At 69.6% G+C, this 20,090-nt stretch carries 16 protein-coding genes; 10 read left to right on the forward strand and 6 right to left on the reverse strand.

What is annotated here, in order from left to right:
- Nucleotides 1-50 precede the first annotated feature (50 nt).
- From CLV68_RS27600 to CLV68_RS27620, 5 genes are all read left to right on the forward strand, one after another.
- Nucleotides 51-1,103, forward strand: a complete 1,053-nt coding sequence (locus CLV68_RS27600) for an ABC transporter ATP-binding protein (RefSeq protein ID WP_121393829.1) — start codon at nt 51-53, stop codon at nt 1,101-1,103.
- A complete protein-coding gene (locus tag CLV68_RS27605) occupies nt 1,100-1,882 on the forward strand; it encodes an ABC transporter permease (protein WP_121393830.1) in 783 nt (260 codons plus the stop codon). The genes CLV68_RS27600 and CLV68_RS27605 overlap by 4 nt, the downstream gene beginning before the upstream one ends.
- A 101-nt stretch (nt 1,883-1,983) precedes the next feature.
- Nucleotides 1,984-2,529, forward strand: a complete 546-nt coding sequence (locus CLV68_RS27610; RefSeq protein ID WP_121393831.1) for a hypothetical protein — start codon at nt 1,984-1,986, stop codon at nt 2,527-2,529.
- Nucleotides 2,530-2,581: 52 nt separating this feature from the next.
- On the forward strand, nt 2,582-3,061 hold the full coding sequence (locus tag CLV68_RS27615; RefSeq protein ID WP_121393832.1) for a DUF2975 domain-containing protein: 480 nt from the start codon (nt 2,582-2,584) through the stop codon (nt 3,059-3,061).
- Complete coding sequence (locus CLV68_RS27620; RefSeq protein WP_092779936.1) at nt 3,061-3,267, forward strand: helix-turn-helix domain-containing protein; 207 nt, start codon at nt 3,061-3,063, stop codon at nt 3,265-3,267. The genes CLV68_RS27615 and CLV68_RS27620 overlap by 1 nt, the downstream gene beginning before the upstream one ends.
- Nucleotide 3,268: 1 nt before the next feature.
- On the opposite strand, the gene trhA is transcribed toward CLV68_RS27620, so the two are convergent.
- Nucleotides 3,269-3,892 (reverse strand): PAQR family membrane homeostasis protein TrhA, encoded by a 624-nt coding sequence (gene trhA, locus CLV68_RS27625; protein WP_092779956.1) that lies wholly within the window; start codon nt 3,890-3,892, stop codon nt 3,269-3,271.
- A 445-nt stretch (nt 3,893-4,337) separates the two neighbouring features.
- Nucleotides 4,338-4,775: a CoA-binding protein gene (locus CLV68_RS27630; RefSeq protein ID WP_246010143.1), complete on the reverse strand. Its 438-nt coding sequence runs from the start codon at nt 4,773-4,775 to the stop codon at nt 4,338-4,340.
- A 49-nt stretch (nt 4,776-4,824) separates the two neighbouring features.
- On the opposite strand from CLV68_RS27630, the gene CLV68_RS27635 reads away from it, so the two are divergent.
- Both CLV68_RS27635 and phoH2 read left to right on the forward strand, forming a co-directional pair.
- On the forward strand, nt 4,825-5,601 hold the full coding sequence (locus tag CLV68_RS27635; protein WP_170224620.1) for an isoprenyl transferase: 777 nt from the start codon (nt 4,825-4,827) through the stop codon (nt 5,599-5,601).
- Between the two features lie 492 nt (nt 5,602-6,093).
- Entirely contained in the window at nt 6,094-7,458 is a 1,365-nt protein-coding gene (gene phoH2, locus CLV68_RS27640) for an RNA 5'-3' helicase PhoH2 (protein ID WP_121393835.1), read from the forward strand.
- A 452-nt stretch (nt 7,459-7,910) separates the two neighbouring features.
- On the opposite strand, the gene CLV68_RS27645 is transcribed toward phoH2, so the two are convergent.
- Complete coding sequence (locus CLV68_RS27645) at nt 7,911-8,534, reverse strand: DUF6542 domain-containing protein (RefSeq protein ID WP_121393836.1); 624 nt, start codon at nt 8,532-8,534, stop codon at nt 7,911-7,913.
- A gap of 81 nt (nt 8,535-8,615) precedes the next feature.
- Nucleotides 8,616-9,551, reverse strand: coding sequence for a DNA recombination protein RmuC (rmuC, locus tag CLV68_RS27650; protein WP_121393837.1), 936 nt, complete (start codon nt 9,549-9,551; stop codon nt 8,616-8,618).
- A gap of 123 nt (nt 9,552-9,674) precedes the next feature.
- On the opposite strand from rmuC, the gene CLV68_RS27655 reads away from it, so the two are divergent.
- Nucleotides 9,675-10,817 (forward strand): exonuclease SbcCD subunit D, encoded by a 1,143-nt coding sequence (locus CLV68_RS27655; RefSeq protein WP_121394029.1) that lies wholly within the window; start codon nt 9,675-9,677, stop codon nt 10,815-10,817.
- Nucleotides 10,814-13,777, forward strand: a complete 2,964-nt coding sequence (locus tag CLV68_RS27660; RefSeq protein WP_121393838.1) for an AAA family ATPase — start codon at nt 10,814-10,816, stop codon at nt 13,775-13,777. The genes CLV68_RS27655 and CLV68_RS27660 overlap by 4 nt, the downstream gene beginning before the upstream one ends.
- Nucleotides 13,778-13,817: 40 nt before the next feature.
- Here CLV68_RS27660 and CLV68_RS27665 read toward each other — a convergent pair whose 3' ends face one another.
- Both CLV68_RS27665 and CLV68_RS27670 read right to left on the reverse strand, forming a co-directional pair.
- Nucleotides 13,818-15,281, reverse strand: coding sequence for an AlkA N-terminal domain-containing protein (locus CLV68_RS27665; protein WP_121393839.1), 1,464 nt, complete (start codon nt 15,279-15,281; stop codon nt 13,818-13,820).
- A 135-nt stretch (nt 15,282-15,416) separates the two neighbouring features.
- Nucleotides 15,417-18,638 carry a S8 family serine peptidase gene (locus tag CLV68_RS27670; RefSeq protein ID WP_121393840.1) on the reverse strand — a complete coding sequence of 1,074 codons (3,222 nt, stop codon included), beginning with the start codon at nt 18,636-18,638 and terminating at the stop codon, nt 15,417-15,419.
- 340 nt (nt 18,639-18,978) lie between these two features.
- Here CLV68_RS27670 and ychF point away from each other — a divergent pair, with 340 nt between their 5' ends.
- Nucleotides 18,979-20,052: a redox-regulated ATPase YchF gene (ychF, locus tag CLV68_RS27675; protein WP_121393841.1), complete on the forward strand. Its 1,074-nt coding sequence runs from the start codon at nt 18,979-18,981 to the stop codon at nt 20,050-20,052.
- The last annotated feature ends 38 nt before the right edge of the window (nt 20,053-20,090 follow it).

The raw sequence follows: 20,090 nt of genomic DNA on the forward strand, positions 1-20,090 counted from the left end.
CCACAGCGAACATCCGCCAACTCGGTTGACTCCGGGCATATGGTTGCCCGGTGAGAGCAGTCGAGGTCAGCGACCTTGTCAAGCTGTACAAGAAGAACCCCAAGCCCGCGGTGGACGGCCTGAGCTTCGGCGTCGAGGCGGGCGAGGTGTTCGGCTTGCTGGGACCCAACGGCGCCGGGAAGACGACCACCGTCGGGGTGTTGACCACCCGGGTGCTGCCGACCTCCGGGCGGGCGTCGGTGCACGGTGTCGACGTCGTCCGCGACGCGCGCCGGGCCCGGCAGCTGCTGGCGGTGGTCCCGCAGCGCAACAACCTGGACAGATCGCTCAACATCCGGCAGAACCTGCTGTTCCACGCCGCCTACCACGGTGTCCCGCGCGCCGAGCGCAACGCGCGCGCCGACGAGATCCTGGACCGGATGGGCCTGGCCGACCGGGCCAAGGACAAGATCGACATCGTCTCCGGCGGGCAGGCGCAGCGGGTGATGATCGCCAGGGCGCTGATGCACCAGCCGAAGGTGATGTTCCTCGACGAACCGTCCACCGGGCTGGACCCGCAGGCGCGGCTGTTCGTGCACGACAGGGTGAAAGACCTGCGCGCCGAGGGCGTCACGGTCGTGCTCACCACGCACGACATGGACGAGGCGGCCAAGCTGTGCGACCGGGTCGGCATCGTCGACCACGGCAAACTGCTCGCGTTGGACACTCCTGCCGCTCTTACCCGCGGCCTGCCCGGTAGCACCACCGTGAGCGTCACGGTCAACCTGGCGAACACCCCGGCTGAGCTTGTCGAGAAGGCACTCGCAGGCATCGACGGCGTGGAACGGGTCGAGCGCATCGGTTCGGGTGGACCGGCGGTAGCGCTACCTCCCGGACTTCCACCGGCAGCTTTGGCCGCTATAGCCGCAAAAGCAGCCGCAGCCCCGGCAGTGTCATCGCCCACGGGCCAGTTCCGGCTCTACACCGGACACGAGGCAGCGGTAGTCCTACCGGCCGTGCTGCGGGTCCTAGGCGACACCGCGTGCGACGTGACGGACCTGTCGATCGGCACACCCAGCCTCGAAGACGTCTTCATCCACCTCACCGGCCGGGAGTTGCGATGACCACCGCCCCCTCACCGCTGCGCACCTTCGGCTCGGTGCTGTGGCGCGACACCTTCGTCACCGGCCGCGAACTGGTGCCGTTCCTGGCGCAGGTGATCATCCAGCCGTTCTTCACGCTGTTCATCTTCGGCAAGGTCCTGGCCAACCTCGGCTACGTCGGCCCGGACTACGCCGCCATCCTGCTGCCCGGCATCGTCGCCCTCAACGGCTTCCTCGGCGCGCTGCAGAACACCACCATGCCGCTGATCATGGACTTCTCCTGGACCCGCGAGATCGAGGACCGCCTGCTCGCCCCCATCCCGATCGCCTGGGTCGCGATCGAGAAGATGCTCTTCGGCGCCCTGCGCGGCGTCGTCGCCGCGGTCCTGATGATCCCCATCGGCTTCCTCATCCTCGACGGCGTCCACTGGCCCGCCGCCGCCTGGCTCCCGGTCCTGCTCATCGTCGTCCTCGGCTCCCTGGTCGGCGCCGCGATCGGCATGACCATCGGCACCTCGGTCCAGCCCCGGCAGATCAACATCCTGTTCGCGGTCATCCTGGTCCCGCTCATGTTCACCGGCTCCACCCAGTTCCCCTGGATGGGCCTGGAGAGCGTCCGCTGGTTCCAGGTCCTGTGCGCCCTCAACCCCCTCACCTACGTCAGCGAGGCCATGCGCGCCGAACTGGTCCCCCAGGTGCCGCACATCCCCGTCTGGATCAGCCTCCTGGTCATGCTCGCCGCCTGCGCGGGCTTCGGCACCCTGGGCATCCGCGGCTTCCTCCGCCGCGCCCTCGACTGAGCCAACCGGGAACCCCGGGATGGCGCATTGTCCCGGGCTCCCCCGCTGGAGCAAGATCAGCGACGTCAGGCGAACCACTCGACGAACGAGGCGGTAACCAGATGACGACGCCCAGAACCCTCCGCCGTGCGCTGGTCCTCGCCGCTGCCTTGGCGGCGGCCTTGACGAGTGCTTGGGCACCGGCCGCCGCGGCACCCGCGAAGGTCACCACCCTGGTCGACGCGCAGTGCCTAGGCGGGTTCAGCCGGGTGTTCACCCCGCCGATCACCACCACCCCGCAGACCGTGTCGGCCACGGCCACGTACAGCTACGGCACCTGCCTGGTCGGCCCCACCGCGACGGGGACGGTGGTCAACAGCGCCACCCTGTCGTGCGTGCCGGTGGTGCCCGGCGTCCCGCCCGAGACCGAGGTCGTCACCTGGCTCGACGGCACCGGTGACACGAGCACGGTCGCGTGGTCCAACGCCACCGTGGTCGGCCAGACCGTCGTGCTCACGGGAGCGGTCACCGCGGGCAGGCACCTAGCCGCGTCCGCCACGAAGGTCACCTCCGGGATCAGCTACGTCGGCAGCGTGGTGGGCTGCCTGCTCGGAACCCCCATCGCCAGCACCACCGGTGTGGTCGACAGCTTCCTGCTCACCGGGTGAGCAGCGATAGCTAGCGATTGACTTTCGATAGATTCCCCGCGACACTCGATGCATGGTTGCTGCGCGTCGAGCGGTACTTCCGCTCCGATTCCTGCTGGTCGTGCTGTTCGGCGTCCTGGTCTTGTTCCAGACCCTGTCGCTCCCGGGGCAGTTCGCGCACATGGCGCGCGAGGACCCCGAGTTCGCCTACCTGAGGTGGCCCGCGACCGGGGTGGCGGTGTTCTGGGTGCTGTGCGTGCAGGTGGTGATCGTGTCGACCTGGAAGCTGCTCACCCTGGTCAAGACCGACCGGATCTTCAGCGAGGGCTCGCTGGTGTGGGTCGACGCCATCGTGTGGGCGGTCGCCGCGGGTGGGGTGGTGCTGATCGGGGTGCTCGGCTACGTCGGGTTCAACGCCGACGATCCGGGGTTGCCGCTGTTGTTGTTCCTGCTGACGGTCGGCGTCACCGTGGTCGGGCTGCTGGTGGTCGTCCTGCGCGCGCTGCTGCGGCAGGCGTCCGCCCTGCGGGCCGACCTGGACTCGGTGATCTGATGCCGATCGTGGTGCGCATCGACGTCGAGTTGGCCAAGCGGAAGATGAGCGTGGGCGAGTTCGCCGAGCGCGTCGGCCTCACCCCCGCCAACGTCGCGGTGCTCAAGAACGGCCGGGCCAAGGCGGTGCGGTTCAGCACCCTGGAGGCCATGTGCCGGGTGCTGGAGTGCCAGCCGGGGGACCTGCTGGAGTGGATCCCGGACTGACCTACGGGTACATCGCCAGCCAGATCGCGACATAGTGGCAGATCGCGGCGAGGACGGTGGCGGCGTGGAAGAACTCGTGGTGGCCGAAGGTGCCGGGCCACGGGTTCGGCCACTTCGTCGCGTAGAACACGGCGCCGACGGTGTAGAACAGGCCGCCGACGAGCAGCAGCACCAGGGCGGCGACACCGGCGTGCGCCAGCAGTTGCGGCAGGACGAACACCGCGACCCAGCCGAGGGCGATGTAGATCGGCGTGCCGAGCCAGCGGGGTGCGTGCGGCCACAGCAGCTTCAGCCCGACGCCGAGCACCGCGCCGCCCCAGACCACCGCGAGCACGATGTAGCCCGTCGGCTGGTCCATCGCCAGCAGGCTGAACGGCGTGTAGGTGCCCGCGATGAACAGGAAGATCATCGAGTGGTCGAGCCGCTTCATCATGGTGTGCGCGCGCTTGGTCACCCACCAGCGCCGGTGGTAGAGCGCGCTGACGCCGAAGAGCCCGAGCACGGTCGCGCCGTAGATGGCGGTGGCCAGCGCCGCGGTCGCCGACACGGTCGCCGCCATCGAGACCAGCGTGCCGCCGGTGGCGAACGACAGGAAGAACGACCACATGTGGATGACACCGCGCATGCGGGGCTTCGCGTGCCGCGGGCTGGGCGCGGTCGGGGTCGCTGCCGTCACCCCACCGAGGTTACGGGACCGTAGGTTCTTCCGCCGGTCTTGTGTGCGCCGGACCACAACCGGCCGGTATCTCACGACTAGCCCCCCACCTCGCGGCGCCCCACCGCCATGCACCGGCCCCCCACCACGTCGAACCCTCCTACCGCGACTAGCAGCGCCGCTTCGGTGTTGATCACCCTCGGTTGCGCCCGGAGATCTCCGCGCCCGTCGTGAAAGCCCGCGCGACCTCGGTTGCGTCCCCGGGTCGGCAGACCACGTCGTGTTCTAGCCTGACCGGTTGTCCTAGCCCGATCGGCCGTTTCGCAGCAGTCCATAACCACGTCCAGCGGTTCATCACCACGTCGAGCTCGGCCGCGGCGGCTGGCAGCGTCGCCTCTGGCCACAACCGGCCGTTTCACGACCAGCCGACCACCTCCCGGTGCTCGACGGCGAAGCAGCGGTCCATCACGACGTCCAGCCCGCCCGCCGAGGCCAGCAGCGCTGCCTCCGTGCTGATCACCCCCAGTTGCAGCCACAGCGCCCCGGCGCCCACCGCGACCGCCTCGCGGGCGATTTCGACCGCGTGTGAGGGCTTGCGGAACACGTCGACGACGTCGATCGGGACGGGTACCGCGGACAGCGACGGGTAGGCGGGCAGGCCCTCCCACTCGGTCAGGGCCGGGTTCACCGGAAAGAGGGTCAGGCCGCTGGCCACCAGGTAGGACGCCACGCCGTGGCTGGGGCGGCTCGGTTCGGCGCTCAACCCCACCACGGCGATCGTGCGCGACTCCCTGACCAGCCGTTCCAGCACGGCGAGGTCCTGCCATATCGGATCGATCTCGGTACGGTGCACGTCCCCAGTGTCCCCCGGACCGGGCCGGTGCGGCGTAACCTTGTCGGCCGTGAGTCTGCGGCGGCGCGTGGCCGACATCGTCTATGGCATCTACGAGAAGCGGCTCGTCCAGCAGGCGGGCGGGCGCACCCCCCGGCACGTCGGGGTGATGCTCGACGGCAACCGGCGGTGGGCGCGGGAGGCGGGCTTCACCGACGTCAACGACGGCCACCGGGTCGGTGCCAGGCGCATCGCCGACCTGCTCGGCTGGTGCGAGGAGACCGGGGTCGAGGTGGTGACCCTGTGGCTGCTGTCCACCGACAACCTCACCCGCGACGAGGCCGAGCTGCGGCCGCTGCTGGAGATCATCGGCGACGTGGTGGACGAGCTGGCCGAGCCGGGCGCGCCGTGGCGGCTGCGCATCATCGGCGCGCTGGACAGGTTGCCGGTGGAGACCGCGACCAGGCTGAAGGCCGCGGCGGGCCGGGCGGCGGGCCGCGAGGGCGTCGAGGTCAACATCGCGGTCGGCTACGGCGGCAGGCAGGAGATCGCCGACGCGGTGCGCAAGCTGCTGCAGCAGCACGCCGAGGCGGGCACCAGCATCGAGGCGCTGGCCGAGGTGCTCGACGTCGACCACATCTCCGAGCACCTCTACACCTCCGGCCAGCCCGACCCGGACCTGGTGATCAGGACCTCCGGCGAGCAGCGGCTCTCCGGCTTCCTGCTCTGGCAGTCGGCGCACTCGGAATTCCACTTCTGCGAGGCGTACTGGCCGGATTTCCGCCGCACCGATTTCCTGCGCGCACTCCGGGCGTACGGAATACGCCACCGGCGATTCGGTTCTTGATCTCGCGAACCACCCATTTCGCCGGGTGGTGCGGGTTTTACCGCCGTCCCGGTGGTCGCGGCCCTGGTCCGATACGCAGCGTCAAGGTCGCTAGGGGCCGACCCCCTACCGGTCGGGTGTGGATGCCGAGACTCGTTCGGCCGCTGCTATCGGTGACCGGTTGTGCTACCTGGGTGCGGGAGCGATAACGCTGCGCGTTCGCGTGGACCCGGGATGTCACGATGATGACGAAATGGAAAATCACCTGGCTGGCAGCGTGCCGATTGTCGTACTCCGCAGGTAGCTTTCGAAGTGTCGGGCCGTGTCCACTGCGGCCCGTCCCGGGAGGCCCTGGTCGTGAGAGTGACGATCGCGAGGGGGCCGGCGCCCGGCTCCCGCGGGGAGCGAGGTGGACGCCGGTAAGACCGTGCGTCGCTTCGCAACCCAGCCAGGGCCGGTTGCCCGGCCCACCGAGGAAGCGGGCGCGGGTGCCGCGCTCGCGAGGGAGTTGCCGTGACTGCTTCGCGTTCGTCCACAGGCCTTTCCTCACGTCAGTCGAGCTCTCAGGAGGCGGACCCAGCCAGGCGCACCTACGTCCTCGACACCTCCGTTCTGCTGGCGGACCCCTGGGCGTTGACCCGGTTCGCCGAGCACTCGGTGGTCGTCCCGCTGGTGGTCATCAGCGAGTTGGAGGGCAAGCGGCACCACCCCGAACTGGGCTGGTTCGCCAGGGAGACGCTCCGGTTGCTCGACGACCTGCGGCGGCTGCACGGCAGGCTCGACAAGCCGATCCCGGTCGGTGACGGCACCCTGCACATCGAGTTGAACCACTCCGACCCCTCGGTGCTGCCGCCCGGCTTCCGCACCGACGGCAACGACGCCAGGATCCTCGCCTGCGCGCTCAACCTGGCCGCGGAGGGCCTCGCGGTCACCCTGGTCACCAAGGACATCCCGCTGCGGGTCAAGGCGGGCGCGGTCGGCCTCGACGCCGACGAGTACCGCGCCGGTGAGGTCAGCCCGTCCGGCTGGAACGGCATGGCCGACCTCGACGTCCCGATCGAGGCGGTCGACGCCCTGTTCGAGTCCGGCAGCATCGACCCGGCCGACTACGGCATCCCCTCGGCCGCCGAACTGCCGACCAACACCGGCCTGCGGTTATTGGCCGGGTCGTCCAGCGCACTCGGCCGCGTCACCGCCGACAAGCAACTCCGCCTGGTCCGCGGCGACCGAGAGGCGTTCGGCCTGCACGGCCGCTCCGCCGAACAGCGCATCGCCCTCGACCTCCTGCTCGACAACGACATCGGCATCGTCTCCCTCGGCGGCCGCGCGGGCACCGGCAAGTCCGCACTGGCGCTGTGCGCGGGCCTCGAAGCCGTCATGGAACGCGGCCTGCACAAGCGGGTCGTCGTCTTCCGCCCGATGTACGCCGTCGGCGGCCAGGACCTCGGCTACCTCCCGGGCACCGAGAGCGAGAAGATGCTCCCCTGGGCCCAAGCCGTGTTCGACACCCTCGGCGCCCTCGTGGGAAAGCCCGTCATCGACGAGGTCCTGCACCGGGGCATGCTCGAAGTCCTCCCCCTGACCCACATCCGCGGCCGCTCCCTCCACGACACCTTCGTCATCGTCGACGAGGCCCAGTCCCTGGAACGCAACGTCCTGCTGACGGTGCTGTCGCGGTTGGGGTCCGGTTCGCGAGTTGTGCTGACGCATGATGTTGCCCAGCGGGACAACTTGCGGGTCGGCCGCCATGACGGGGTGGCGGCGGTGATCGAGAAGCTGAAGGGGCACCCGCTGTTCGCGCATGTCACGTTGACGCGGTCGGAGCGGTCGCCGATCGCCGCGCTGGTGACGGAGATGTTGGAAGACCACGCGGGTTAGAGGCTGCTTTAGCTTGACTGCTGCCGGTGGGGCGCTGTGCCTCGCCGGCAGCAGGCTCTTCATGGAGTTGTCCACAGGGGGGCGCTCGCTCTGCCCGTTTGGTCGGTGGCCGCCGGTAAGCTGTATATCGGGGGCTGCGTTGGCTGGTTTGATCTTGAGCTGAGGGGTGGCGGCTCTCGATCTCGCCTGCGGCGTCGACGAAAACGCCTCGCCTGCGGCATTGGCCTGGGCGCGATCTAAGTGACAAGCTCGATGGGGCGAACTTGTTTTGCGCGGGGCCCCTACGACACCCGGGCAGAACCGCAAAGCAGGGGCCGAAAAGCAGGCCCTGCCGCGAACGACGCTACGTGTGCCGTTCCCCCACACAAAACAAGTCCGCCCCATCGAGCCGGCTTGGCACCAGCGGATCCGAGGAGCGCGTGGCTGGCCAACGTTGCTTGGGGGCGTGTGATCTACCCGCGGTCTTCGCGATCCCGAGGCTTCCGAGGAGGCTTGCGGTCCTCCGACCGACCACCCGACCGCTCAACAGGCCGTTCCCGAGCAGCGGGCTTGGGCCTAGCGGCGGAAGCAGCGGCGGCGGCAGTGGGCCGTTCCCGTGCAGGCTTCCCCCCAGCAACACGACTGGGGTCGCGTTGGGTGAACAGGCGCAGGATGCCCAAGGCCAGGGTGATGCCCGTGGTGATGGCCATGGTGGGGAAGTTGCTGGTGAGGGGGATGCCGATGGTCAGCAGCAGCTTGGTCTTGCCGCCGTCGTCGGGGGCCATGGCTATGTTGGCGGTGATGGCGACCAGGGCGAAGACCAGGGGTGGCTGGACCATGGGGCCGAACAGGTTCGCGCGGCGGACCAGGCTGATGGCGGCCACGCAGCTGATGATGTAGGTGGCTTGGAAGATCTTGCCGAGGGTGCCCTGCGACTGCATGTCGATCACGGCGGCGGCGGCGGTGAGGCCGAAGGCGAGTAGGACCGCGCCCCACCAGGGGAGCCCGCGCGAGCGGCCCAGGATGGGGCGTTCGTCCCACGCGGGCGCGGTGGGGGAGTCGTCGAGATCGCTGCGGCGATCGCGGGTCGCGGTCACACGGGCACATTAGTCCGTCTCGGCGGCGACGCGCCGTGACATGGCCGTAACCGGGAGTCGGCGTCGCCCGGTATGACCGGTTCAGCCGGTCAGTTCCTCCTCGCCGCCCGCCAGGAGTTCCTCGACCCGCCGCAGTTCAGGCACCGGGGTCGGGGATCCGGATGCCTCGCTGAGCGGTGTCACCGTGGAGCGGAACTGCTCCAGCGCGTCGAGTTCGCGCCGTCGCGCCGAAAGGAAGCGCTGCAGGTGGGTGCTGGACAGGTTGACCGCCTCGACCGCGGCCGTGGCGTTGCGGTGGGCCGCGCCCGCGCCCGCGCGGACCGCGTCGACGTCGGCGGCGAGGGTGCGCTCGGTCGCGGCGAACAGGGCGGCGGAGGCCAGCACCGCGAACCCGGTCGGCCCGCACAGGAACACCCGGCGGTCGAGCAGCCAGCGCAGCAGCGTCGGGTCGGTGTCGAGCGCGGACACCACGGCGGCGTCGGACGGGACGAACATGACCGTGCCGTAGATCGCGTCCGCCCAGCGCTGGTAGCCCTTGCCCGCCAGTTCGGCCGCGCGGGAGCGGATGTTGCGGACGTGCACGCGCAGCGCGTCGAGCCGTTCCTCGGCGTCGTCGGTCTCCACGGCCTCCGCCCAGGTGGCCATGCTCATCTTGGCGTCGACCGGGACGCGGCGGTCGTCGCCGACCACGAGCAGCAGGTCCGGCCGGGCCGCGCCGCCGCCCGCGACGTCGGTCTGCAGCGTGAAGTGCAGGCCCTCGCGTAACCCCAGCGCGCGCGCCGTCTCCACCAGCACCTGTTCGCCCAGCTCGCCCCGGCCGCTGATGGACGCGAACGCGACCTCGTAGCGGCGCAGCGCGGACTGGTGCCCGTCCGAGCGGTGCCGTTCGGCGACCACCTCGGCGCGCGCGGCGTCGGCCCGGCGCAGCGCGTCGGTGTAAAGCCGCCAGAACAGGCCGCCCGCGCCGACCAGCAGCAGGGCGAGCACGGCGACGATCGTGCCGAGCACGGCGGTCACGGCGACACCTCCTTCGACAACAGTGATCTCTACCGTATTGCCCCGACAGAACCAGGCTCGAACGGGCGTTCGACCGGCGAGCCTCCCCCGATCGGGGGCAAGATCGGCATACCGTGGCCCGTCATGCGGGTCCTGCACACCTCCGACTGGCACGTGGGGCGCACGTTCCACGGTCGCGACCTGCTCGCCGAGCAGGAAGCGGTGCTCGGTGGCCTGGCCGATCTGGTCGACACCGAGCGGGTCGACGTCGTTGTGGTCTCCGGTGACCTCTACGACCGAGCAGTGCCCTCAGCCGAGGCCGTCGACACGTGCGCGCGCGTGCTGCTCGGCATCGCGGCGGCCGGTGCGCGGATCGTCATCACCCCGGGCAACCACGACTCCGCTCCTCGCCTGGGTGCCTTCGCCGCCTTCGCGAAAGCCGGGGGCCTGCACCTGCGCACCGCGATCGCGGACCTGCACGAGCCAGTACTCCTGGATGACGCACACGGCCCCGTTGCCTTCTACGGCATCCCTTACCTCGAACCAGAGTTGGCTCGCCACGCGCTAGGAGATCCCGAACTGCGCGGTCACGCCGCCGTGCTCGGTGAGGCTATGCGCCGGATCAAGGCCGACCTGGCTGTGCGCGGGACTAGGTCCGTCGTTCTCGCGCACGCCTTCGTGATCGGTGGTGAGGCCAGCGACTCCGAGCGCACCATCGCCGTCGGTGGCGTCCCCCACGTGCCGGGCTCCCTGTTCGACGGCATCGACTATGCGGCCCTCGGACACCTTCACGGTCCGCAGGTCCTGGCCGAGCACCTGCGCTACTCGGGTAGTCCTCTGGCGTACTCGTTCTCCGAGGCGAACCACCGCAAGTCGGTCTGGCTGGTCGAGCTTGATGCCAGCGGCCTCGTTGGAGTCGAACGGCGCGAGTTGTCCGTACCGCGCGCTCTTGGCCGCCTGCGGGGGCGGATCCAAGACCTGCTGACCGACCCCACGCTCGACGTCGAGATCGAGAAGTTCCTGACCGTTGAGCTGACCGACCAGGTCCGACCCCTCGACGCCATGCGCAGGTTGCGCGAACGCTTCCCGTACGCGCTGCACCTCGACTGGCTCCCGGAGGGCGGCAAGCCGCGCGTCCGCCGGTACACCGAGACCGTCAAGGGGCGCACGGACGAGGAAGTCGCCTGTTGCTTCGTGGAGGACACCCGCAATAGCCCGCCGAACGACAGCGAGCGCGCGCTACTCCGGGAGGCTCTTGCCGCCGTCGCAGGTAAGGAGCGCGAGTGAGGCTGCATCACCTGGAGTTGACCGGGTTCGGGCCGTTCGTGGGGACCGAGAAGGTCGATTTCGATGCGCTGGGCGCAGAGGGCTTGTTCCTCCTGCACGGTGACACGGGCGCGGGTAAGACGACCCTGCTCGACGCGGTCGCCTTCGCTCTCTTCGGCGCGGTGCCCGGTGCGCGTGCGGATGCCAAGCGTTTGCGTTGCGATTATGCAGACCCGGACACACACACCGAGGTGACGCTAGAGCTGACCGTCCAGCATCACCGGCTGCGGATCACGCGTAGTCCCGAGTACGAGCGACCTAAGCGGCGTGGGGGCGGCACCACCAAGCAGCAGGCGAAGGCGTCGTTGACGTGGGTGAGCGCTCCGCCGTCCGGTCACCGGCCGGAGGGCGTGGCCCGCATCGACGAGGTGGCCCGTGTCATCGAGCGGCTGCTCGGCATGACGAAGGAGCAGTTCTTCCAGGTCGTCCTGCTGCCCCAGGGCGAGTTCGCGAAGTTCCTCCGGTCCTCGACCGAGGAGCGGGAGAAGCTGCTGGAGAAGCTGTTCGGCACCGAGCACTTCGAGCGGGTCGAGCAGTGGTTCCGCGACCAGCGCCGGGAACTGGGCCGCGAACGCGACGAGCGCCGGTCCGGGTCGAACCTGGTGCTCGCCCGGTTCGCCCAGGCAGCGGGCATCGACACGCCGGAACAGCCGGACCCGCCCTGGCTCGAGGCCATCCTCGCCGACGCCGAGCAGGCCGCCGGAAAGGCCGCTGAGGCGGCCGCTGCGACCGCGAAGCGGCGCGACCGGGCCGACGAGGCGTTGCTGGACGGCCGGGACCTCCAGGGCCGCGTGAAGCGCGTCCACCGGGCCGTCAACGGCCTCGCGGAGCTGGCCCACCAATCCGTCGAGCGGGTCGCCTGGCGCGACGAACTCGCGGCTGCCGAGCGGGCCATCCCGGTCGTGGCGGCCACCGAGCAGCTGATGACCCTGGAGCGCCGCGCCGACGACGCTGACGCCAAGGTCGTCACCCAAGCCGAGGCTGTGGCCCAACGGGGTTTCGCTGACGCAGACGCCGCCCTGCCGACATTGCGCGAGGCCGTGGGCAACCTCCGCGAGGAAGCCGGGGGACTGGCGAAGCTGGTCGAGGAGGCCGAGCACCAGCGCGCTGACAAGCGTCGGCTCGGGGTGCTCGTGGAACGCGAACAGGCCATCCGGGCCGACGTGACGCGGATCGAGTACCAGCTCAAGTCCTACCCCGACCAACTCGTGAAGGCGCGCGACGCTCTTACCGCCGCCACGACCGCGCGTGCCGAGCTGGTCGGACTGCGCGCGCGCCGAACCGAGGTCAATGCCGCCCTGGGCAACCAGAAGGCGTTGCCCACAGCGCGGAGGGCGGTCGTCGAGACAGAAGACGCCGCGCGCACCGCGATTGACGCGCACCAGGCCGCGCGCGACGAGGTCCAGCGCCTACGCCAACTCCGCCTGGACGGCATGGCAGCCGAGCTAGCCGCAGGTCTGACTGATGACGCACCTTGTCCTGTCTGCGGCGGTCACGAACACCCGCACCCCGCGTCAATGCCCTCCGGTGCGGCCACCGCCGCCGACGAGCGGAAAGCGCAAGCGGCTGAGGTGACGGCGATGCGGGTTCGTGAACAGGCAGGCATCGGGCTCACCCGGGCCCGTGCGGCCGTCGACTCCCTCTTGCAGCAGCTGACGCCGTGGGAAGGCCAGGACCTCGCGGCCGCTTACGCCGAAGCCGACAAGGCGTTCGTTGCCGCCAACGACCTGGCCTCCCGCTATCCATACCTGGAACGCGCCCTGCAGAACGTGGAGCGTGACCACGAGGCGCTGCGCGGCGAGCACGCGAAGCTGGACGTCGAGGCCGGGAAGGTCGCGTCCGAGGCCGCCGAGCTGAAGTCCGCCATCGACCGCCGACAGTCCATAGTGGACGAGGCGCGCGCCGGTCACGCCTCGGTGGCCGAGCGCCGCCAGCACGTCCTGACGACCGTGGCCGCCATTGACGCCCTAATCGAATCCCACGCGATAGCCCTAACTGCCCGCGACCGAGTCCGCGAACAGCGCGACGCCCTCGCCGACCAGGTCTCGACCGCAGGCTTCCACGAACTCGCCGAAGCCCTAGCCGCGGCCCGCACTGATCCGATCATCGACAAACTCCGCCAGCGGATCGTTGACGCTACCGAGGCCGAACAACAACACCGCGCCACCTTGTCCGACCCAGACCTCTTCGGCATCGAAGCAGACCTGGACATCGACTTGGCCCCGCTGATGGAAACGGCGACGGTAGCGCGAAGGGCAGCCGAGAACGCATACGCCCATGAGCAGGCGACCTCATCGCGGTTGGATCAACTAGCCGCGCTGGGCACGACGCTGCGCAAGGCGTGGGCTGAACTGGCGCCCCTTGAAGCCGAGTTCGCCGAACTGGACGCGCTGACCGACGTGGTCAACGGTCGCGGCCAGAACAGCACCAAGATGTCCCTGCGGTCTTACGTACTGGCGGCCAGGCTTGAAGAGGTCGCCGTCGCCGCCAGCCAACGACTCCGCAAGATGACCCAGGGCCGCTACTCGTTCGAGCACTCCGACCAGGCAGGCGCCCGGGGAACGCGCGGCGGCCTTGGTCTGGACGTGCTGGACGACTACTCGGGCGTGACCCGCCCCGCCAAGACCCTGTCCGGCGGCGAGTCGTTCCTGGCGTCGCTGGCGCTGGCGCTGGGCCTCGCGGACGTCGTCGCGGCGGAGAGCGGCGGGGGAGCGCTGCTGGACACCCTGTTCGTCGACGAGGGTTTCGGCACCCTGGACGCGGGCACGTTGGACGAGGTCATGGGCATCCTGGACGAACTGCGCGACGGCGGCAGGGTGGTCGGCATCGTGTCCCACGTGGACGAACTCAGGCACCGCGTCCCCACCCGACTGCGGGTGCGGAAAGGCCGGACCGGCTCGACCCTGGAGCTCTCCGGCTGAGAGTGGTCGAGCGGAAACGTCAGTGGCTCAAGGAATGTGGCTAGACGGCGGGCCCTGCGGCCCGGAGAAGGTGCATGGCGGCGTAAGAGCGCCAAGGGCGCCAGTGGCGGCCGTGCTCGGTCAGTGTCTCGATGCTGGAAGGAAGACCCAACGCGCGGGCGCCGTTGCGCAGCGACAGGTCCTGGGGGAGTAAGACGTCCGGGTCGCCCAAGAGGCGCATGACGACGTAGCTGGCTGTCCACGGGCCGATGCCCGGGTAGGACTGGAGCCGGCTGCGTAATGCCTCGCCGTCAACGCCAACGTGGAGTTCGATGTCCCCGGAGGCGATGGCGGCGCAAATGGTGCGAATCGTCTCGACGCGACGCGCGGGGCCGGTCAGGATCTCCGAGGCGCGCTCGGCGACGGCGGCCGCCGACGGGAACAGGGTCGTCAATTCCCCCTCTGGCACGAGGAGTTGCTCGCCCACGGCCTCGGTCAACCGGCGCGCAGCGGTCCGGGCAGCGGCGACACTCACCTGTTGACCTAAGAGCGCCCGCACGACCGTCTCTGTGCCGTCCACGCTGCCCGGTACGCGAATCCCCGGTGTGACGGCGACAGATGCCGCTAGAGCCGGATCCAACACCAGCACGCCATCCACGGCGGCAGGGTCAGCGTCCAGGTCGAACAGTCGGCGCAAACGGGACACCGCTGTGCTCAAGTCGCGCAGATCCGCCAAACGCAGTGTGCATTCGACGTGCGTGCCTGCCGGACGCAAGTGCGCGGTAGCCGAACCATGAGGCAGGCGAAGGGTTCTCGCGTATCTGCCCGGCCGCGCGGACTCCACGCCCGGGATGGCCCTGGCGGACAGGAAAGCCAGGATTCCCGCCGCGTCGAACGGCGTGCGCACCGGGAGCCGCAGCCGGACCCGGCCCGCTCCGGCGGGCTGTCTGCCCCGGCCAGCGCGTTGCGCGGCGACCCGCAGCTCCGACGGCGTGGTCGCGAACACCGACCGGATCGTGTCGTTGAACTGGCGCACGCTGGCGAAACCGGACGCGATGGCCACGTCCGACACCGACATCGTGGTGGTCTCGATCAGCAGCCGCGCGGTGTGCGCGCGGTGCGCCCTGGCCAGCGCCAGCGGTCCAGCGCCGAGTTCCGCGGTCAGCACCCTGGTCAGGTGCCGCTCGGAGTACCCGACCCGACGCGCCAGACCCGGCACGCCCTCCCGTTCCACCACACCGTCGACGATCAGCCGCATCGCGCGTCCGGCCAGGTCACCCCGGGTGTCCCACTCGGGGGACCCCGGGATGATGTCGGGCAGGCAGCGCCTGCATGACCGGTACCCGGCCTGCTGCGCGGCGGCCGCGGTCGCGAAGAACTCCGCGTTGCGGCGCCGCGGCGCGATGGTCGGGCACGATGGTCGGCAGTAGAGCCCGGTCGGCCGCACGGCGAGGAAGAACTGACCGTCGAAGCGCGCGTCGCGGGAGACGACCGCGCGGTATCCCAGCTCCGGGTCGATCAACACCCGACCATGCTGCCGGCGTGCAAGCACAAGAGCTGGCAAGAAAGAGACATGTGCATCCGTACGGCCCACAAAACAAGTGGGACCCGCCGCGAACGGCGGGTCCCACTCGTCTTACCGCTGGGATTGCAGGTGCGGTTATGACACCGCCTGGACCACCACGTCACCGGTGCCGATGAGCACGTTGGCGTCGTTGCGGACCTCGACGCTGCCCAGGAGCACACGACCGGCGGCCGGGGCCTGGTTGGCGGTGACCGAACCGGAGACCGTCCACTGGGCGCCCGCCGCGCGGACCGCGTTGGCGTCGGTGATGGCCACCGAGCCGAACGCCGGGTTCGCGAACACGTCCAGGTAGTCGTAGGTCGTGGTGCCCGCGGGCACCGCGTAACCCTGCACCAGGACGATCCAGGTGCCCGCCGCCGGGTTGGCGATGGTCACCTCTTCCTCCGAGTCGCCGTCGGCCTGCTGACCGGCCAGCACGCAGCTGCCCGAGGAGCAGTTGTAGACCGCGAGGTCGAGGTCGGCCGCCACGTCGGAGGTCTTGCCGATCTTCGCCCGCAGCGAGGTCGACCCGGCCGGAACGACGATCGGGAACTGCTTGTTCTCGCCGTCGGCGATGCTCTGCTGACCCAGCTTGGCGCTGCCGAGCGCGGTGCCGTTCGCCTTACCGGTGAACGAACCGAACAGGTTCTTCAGCGTGTAGCTGCGCGCCACCGGGGTGCCCTTGGTCGCCGAGGCGATGGTGTCGGGGTTCGGGGTGACGGACGCGCCGAGGACCGAGGTGGTCAGCGTGAACGGCGCGAAGGCGGTGTCCGAGGTGCGACGGGCCTCGACCACGACCTCCCAGACACCGGCCTGCGGGTTGGTGATCGTCCGGCTGGTGGGGCTACCGGCGTCACAGCCCGCGACGGGCGGGTTGTAGCAGTTGGTCGAGGAGTTGGCCTCGATGCTGTAGCCGTACGGGTGGAAGCGCAGGAAGCGCAGCTGGCCCGCACCGGCACCGGTGCCGCCGCCCTGCAGGTCGACCTTGAACGCCGGGGTGTTGGCGGGGACGCGGTAGTAGAACTTCGCGACCTCGTTGCGACCCAGCTGGCCGCCCTTGCGCACCGAGAAGCCGTTGGCCGCGGTGAAGTCCTCGGCCGCGACGACGGTGTTCAGCGTCTGCGCCTCGATGCCCGAGGTGAGCGGGCTGTCGAGGTTCAGGATCGCCGAGTGGATGCCCGCGGAGCGCGGGTTGATCGTCACGGTGTACTTGACCGCGCTGTTCTTCGGCAGCGTGACGACCGGCAGCGAGCTGAAGGTGCCGTCGTTGCCGACCCACTTGGCCTGGTAGGTCACCGGGTAGTCCGAACCGGTGGTGCGCTTGAAGGTGTAGGTCCGGGTGTAGCGGTCACCGGCCTTGACGCCCTCGCGGTCGTAGATGCCCGTGCCGACGCCCGGGGTCTTGAGCAGCGGGGACAGCACGGTGTTGACCGGGACGGTCGCCGAGATGTCGGTGATCTTCGGGTTGTCCTTGAGCAGGGCCCACGCCTTCTTGGTGTCGATCAGGCCGTTGCCCTGCTCGTAGGCGCCGAGGCCGTCGACGAAGCGCGCCGTCGAGCGGAACGCGGTGCGGATCTGCGCGGCGGTGTGCGAGACGTCCTTGGCCTTCGCGGCGCTCACCAGCAGCGCGGCGGCACCGGCTGCCTGCGGGGATGCCATCGAGGTGCCGTTGAACTGCGCGTAGCCGGGCGGCAGGGTGTAGGTGCCGGGGACCGGCTGGCCCGCCTGCCAGGTCGGCACGGTGGAGATCGCCGAGCCGGGCGCGATGATGTCGGGCTTGAAGCCGCCGTCCTCGCGCGGACCGCGGGAGGAGAAGCCGTGCAGGCTCTCCGCGCGACCCAGGTCGGAGCCGTAGTTGCTCTTCCAGGTCTCCTTGGTGATGTAGGAGCCAACGGAGAGGACCTTGGTGGCCACCGACGGGTCGCCAACGGTGTTCAGGCCCGCGCCGGAGTTACCGGCGGAGATGAACATCTGCACGTTGTAGGTGTCGATGAGCCGGTCGTAGAGCTCGGCGCGCGCGTTGTTGGCGTCGTTGAGCGGCGGCAGGCCACCGATCGACATGTTGATCACGTCGGCACCGGCGTCGCGGGCGGAGTAGATCATGCCCTCGAGCAGCGCGTGGTTGGTGCAGCCGGTGATGAACAGGCAGACCCGGACCGAGACGAGCTTCGCGCCGGGGGCCGCGCCGTTCACGGTGCCGCCGAAGAGGCGGTTACCGGCGACGATGCCCGCGACGTGCGAGCCGTGCGCGCCGGAGACGATGCCGATGTTGACCACGTTGTTGGCCACGTCGGTCTGCACGACGTAGGGCAGGGACTCCTTGACCGGGGTGGCCGGGTTGTCCTTGCCGAAGTAGCCGATGTCGTACTTGACCTTGTAGTCGGTCAGCGCCTGGTCGTCACCGAAGTTCTTGTTCTGGTTGGTGTCGACCCAGACGGTGCCGGTCGCCGGGTTCCACAGCACGCCGAACAGGCCGTTGCTGCCAGCCGGGTTGCCGTCGCGGTTGACGTCGTTGCCCAGCTCGCCACCCAGGCGGGAGTCGCGCTCGTTGAACACGCCGTAGCGCAGCGCGCCCGACTCGCCGGGCAGGCCGTTCTCCGGGCCGGTGGTCGGCGTGGACATCTGGATCCACGTCGGGTCGGCGTCGTTGTTGACGCCGTCGGTGAAGGTCGGGTCGGTGTAGGTGACCCAGTCGCTGATCTTGCGCTCACCGGTGCTGGTCTTGTTCAGCGCCGGGTGGTCCAGGTCGATGCCGCTGTCGACGATGGCGACGGTGGTGCCGCGGCCGTCCCAGGTGGGGTGCTCGTTGACGAACTGAGCCGCGTTGGTGTCGCCGATCGGCATGTACGGGTTGACCCGCGGCGTGCTGGAGCCGGGGGCGGGCTGGGGGGTCGGGTCGACCTGGCCGGTGGGCCGGGGGTCGTCCAGCGCGACGTTCTCGTCCAGGTCGAGCGCCTGCACGCCGGGCAGCTTGGCGAGCTTGACGACCTTGTCCACCGCGACCTCGGCCCGAACGTAGCCGATCTCGTCCTCGCGGTACTCGACCTTGGCGCCAGCCTTGGTGAGCTCGTCGACGTGCCGGGCGGCGTCGCCGTCCTTCGTCGCGATGAGGACCTTGACGGTCTTCTCACCGGCCTGCTGGGCCTTGGTCAGCAGTTCTTGGTCGTGCTTGCCGATACCGGGGCCGTCCTCGGTGGGGACCTGGACGGGCGCCGCGTTGGCGGTCGGGATCGTCGTCAGCACGGCGCCCGCCACCGCGGTGGTGAACGCCATGCCGAGCGCGATCCGGCCACGCCGTCGCCTGGGGGGTTGAATCATCCCACTTCCTTCTTCCTCAGCGGGTGAGCTGGGCGCGCCCCTGGACCTCCGGTCGGTGGACGAGCGCGGGGGCGCTCACGGAGTGTTCTTCGCGACCGTCCCGGTGACTAGCGTCCATCTGGGCTAATCCAGTCGAGTGGGACTGGACGATTTGGCACGCAGTGTGCTCGCATCGTTGCCCAGCGCCCGCTTGTTACCACGCGAACGGGGGGTTTGCTGCGGATGAAGGGCCTAGTACATACATCGTTTAGTCACCAAAACTGGGAACGGTGTTGGTAACTATTTCGCACACGACCGGGCGGTCGGGCATCCTCCGGGGCGGTCCGTAGACTCAGGCACCGTGAGTTTGACCCTCGGGATCGTCGGCCTGCCCAACGTCGGCAAGTCCACCCTGTTCAACGCCCTGACGAACAACGACGTGCTCGCCGCGAACTACCCGTTCGCCACCATCGAGCCCAACGTCGGCATCGTCGCCCTGCCCGACCCCCGGCTCGACCGGCTGGCCGAGGTGTTCTCCAGCGAGAAGATCGTCCCGGCCGTGGTGTCGTTCGTGGACATCGCGGGCATCGTCAAGGGCGCGTCGGAGGGCGCGGGGCTGGGCAACAAGTTCCTCGCCAACATCCGCGAGGCCAACGCGATCTGCCAGGTCATCCGGGTGTTCGACGACCCGGACGTCGTCCACGTCGACGGCGCGGTCGACCCGCTCGCCGACATCGAGACGATCAACACCGAGCTCATCCTCGCCGACATGCAGACCCTGGAGAAGGCGCTGCCCAGGCTGGAGAAGGAGGCCCGCACCCGCAAGGAGGCCCGCCCCCTGCTCGAGGCCGCCCAGGCCGCCAGGGACATCCTGGACAGTGGTCGCACCCTGTTCACCGCCGGTGTGGACACCTCGCTGCTGCGCGAGCTGTCACTGCTGACGACCAAGCCCTTCCTCTACGTGTTCAACGCCGACGAGGCAGTGCTCACCAACGACGAACGCGTCGCCGAACTCGCGAAGATGGTCCTGCCCGCCGACGCGGTGTTCCTCGACGCCAAGGTGGAGTCCGAACTGCTGGAGCTGGACGAGGAGTCCACCCGGGAGCTGCTGGAGTCGGTCGGCCAGACCGAACCGGGCCTCAACGCCCTCGCCCGCGCGGGCTTCCACACCCTCGGCCTGCAGACCTACCTCACCGCGGGCCCCAAGGAAGCCAGGGCCTGGACCATCCCCCAGGGCGCCACCGCCCCCCAGGCCGCGGGAGTCATCCACACCGACTTCGAACGCGGCTTCATCAAGGCCGAGGTCGTCTCCTTCGCCGACCTGGTCGACGCGGGCTCGATGTCCGCCGCGAAAGCCGCGGGCAAGGTCCGGATCGAGGGCAAGGAGTACGTCATGGCCGACGGCGACGTGGTCGAGTTCAGGTTCAACGTCTAGACCTGCGTGGTTACCGGACGCAGTGGCTGTCATGGTTC

It is taken from the genome of Actinokineospora cianjurensis (genome assembly GCF_003663795.1).
Taxonomy (GTDB): domain Bacteria; phylum Actinomycetota; class Actinomycetes; order Mycobacteriales; family Pseudonocardiaceae; genus Actinokineospora; species Actinokineospora terrae.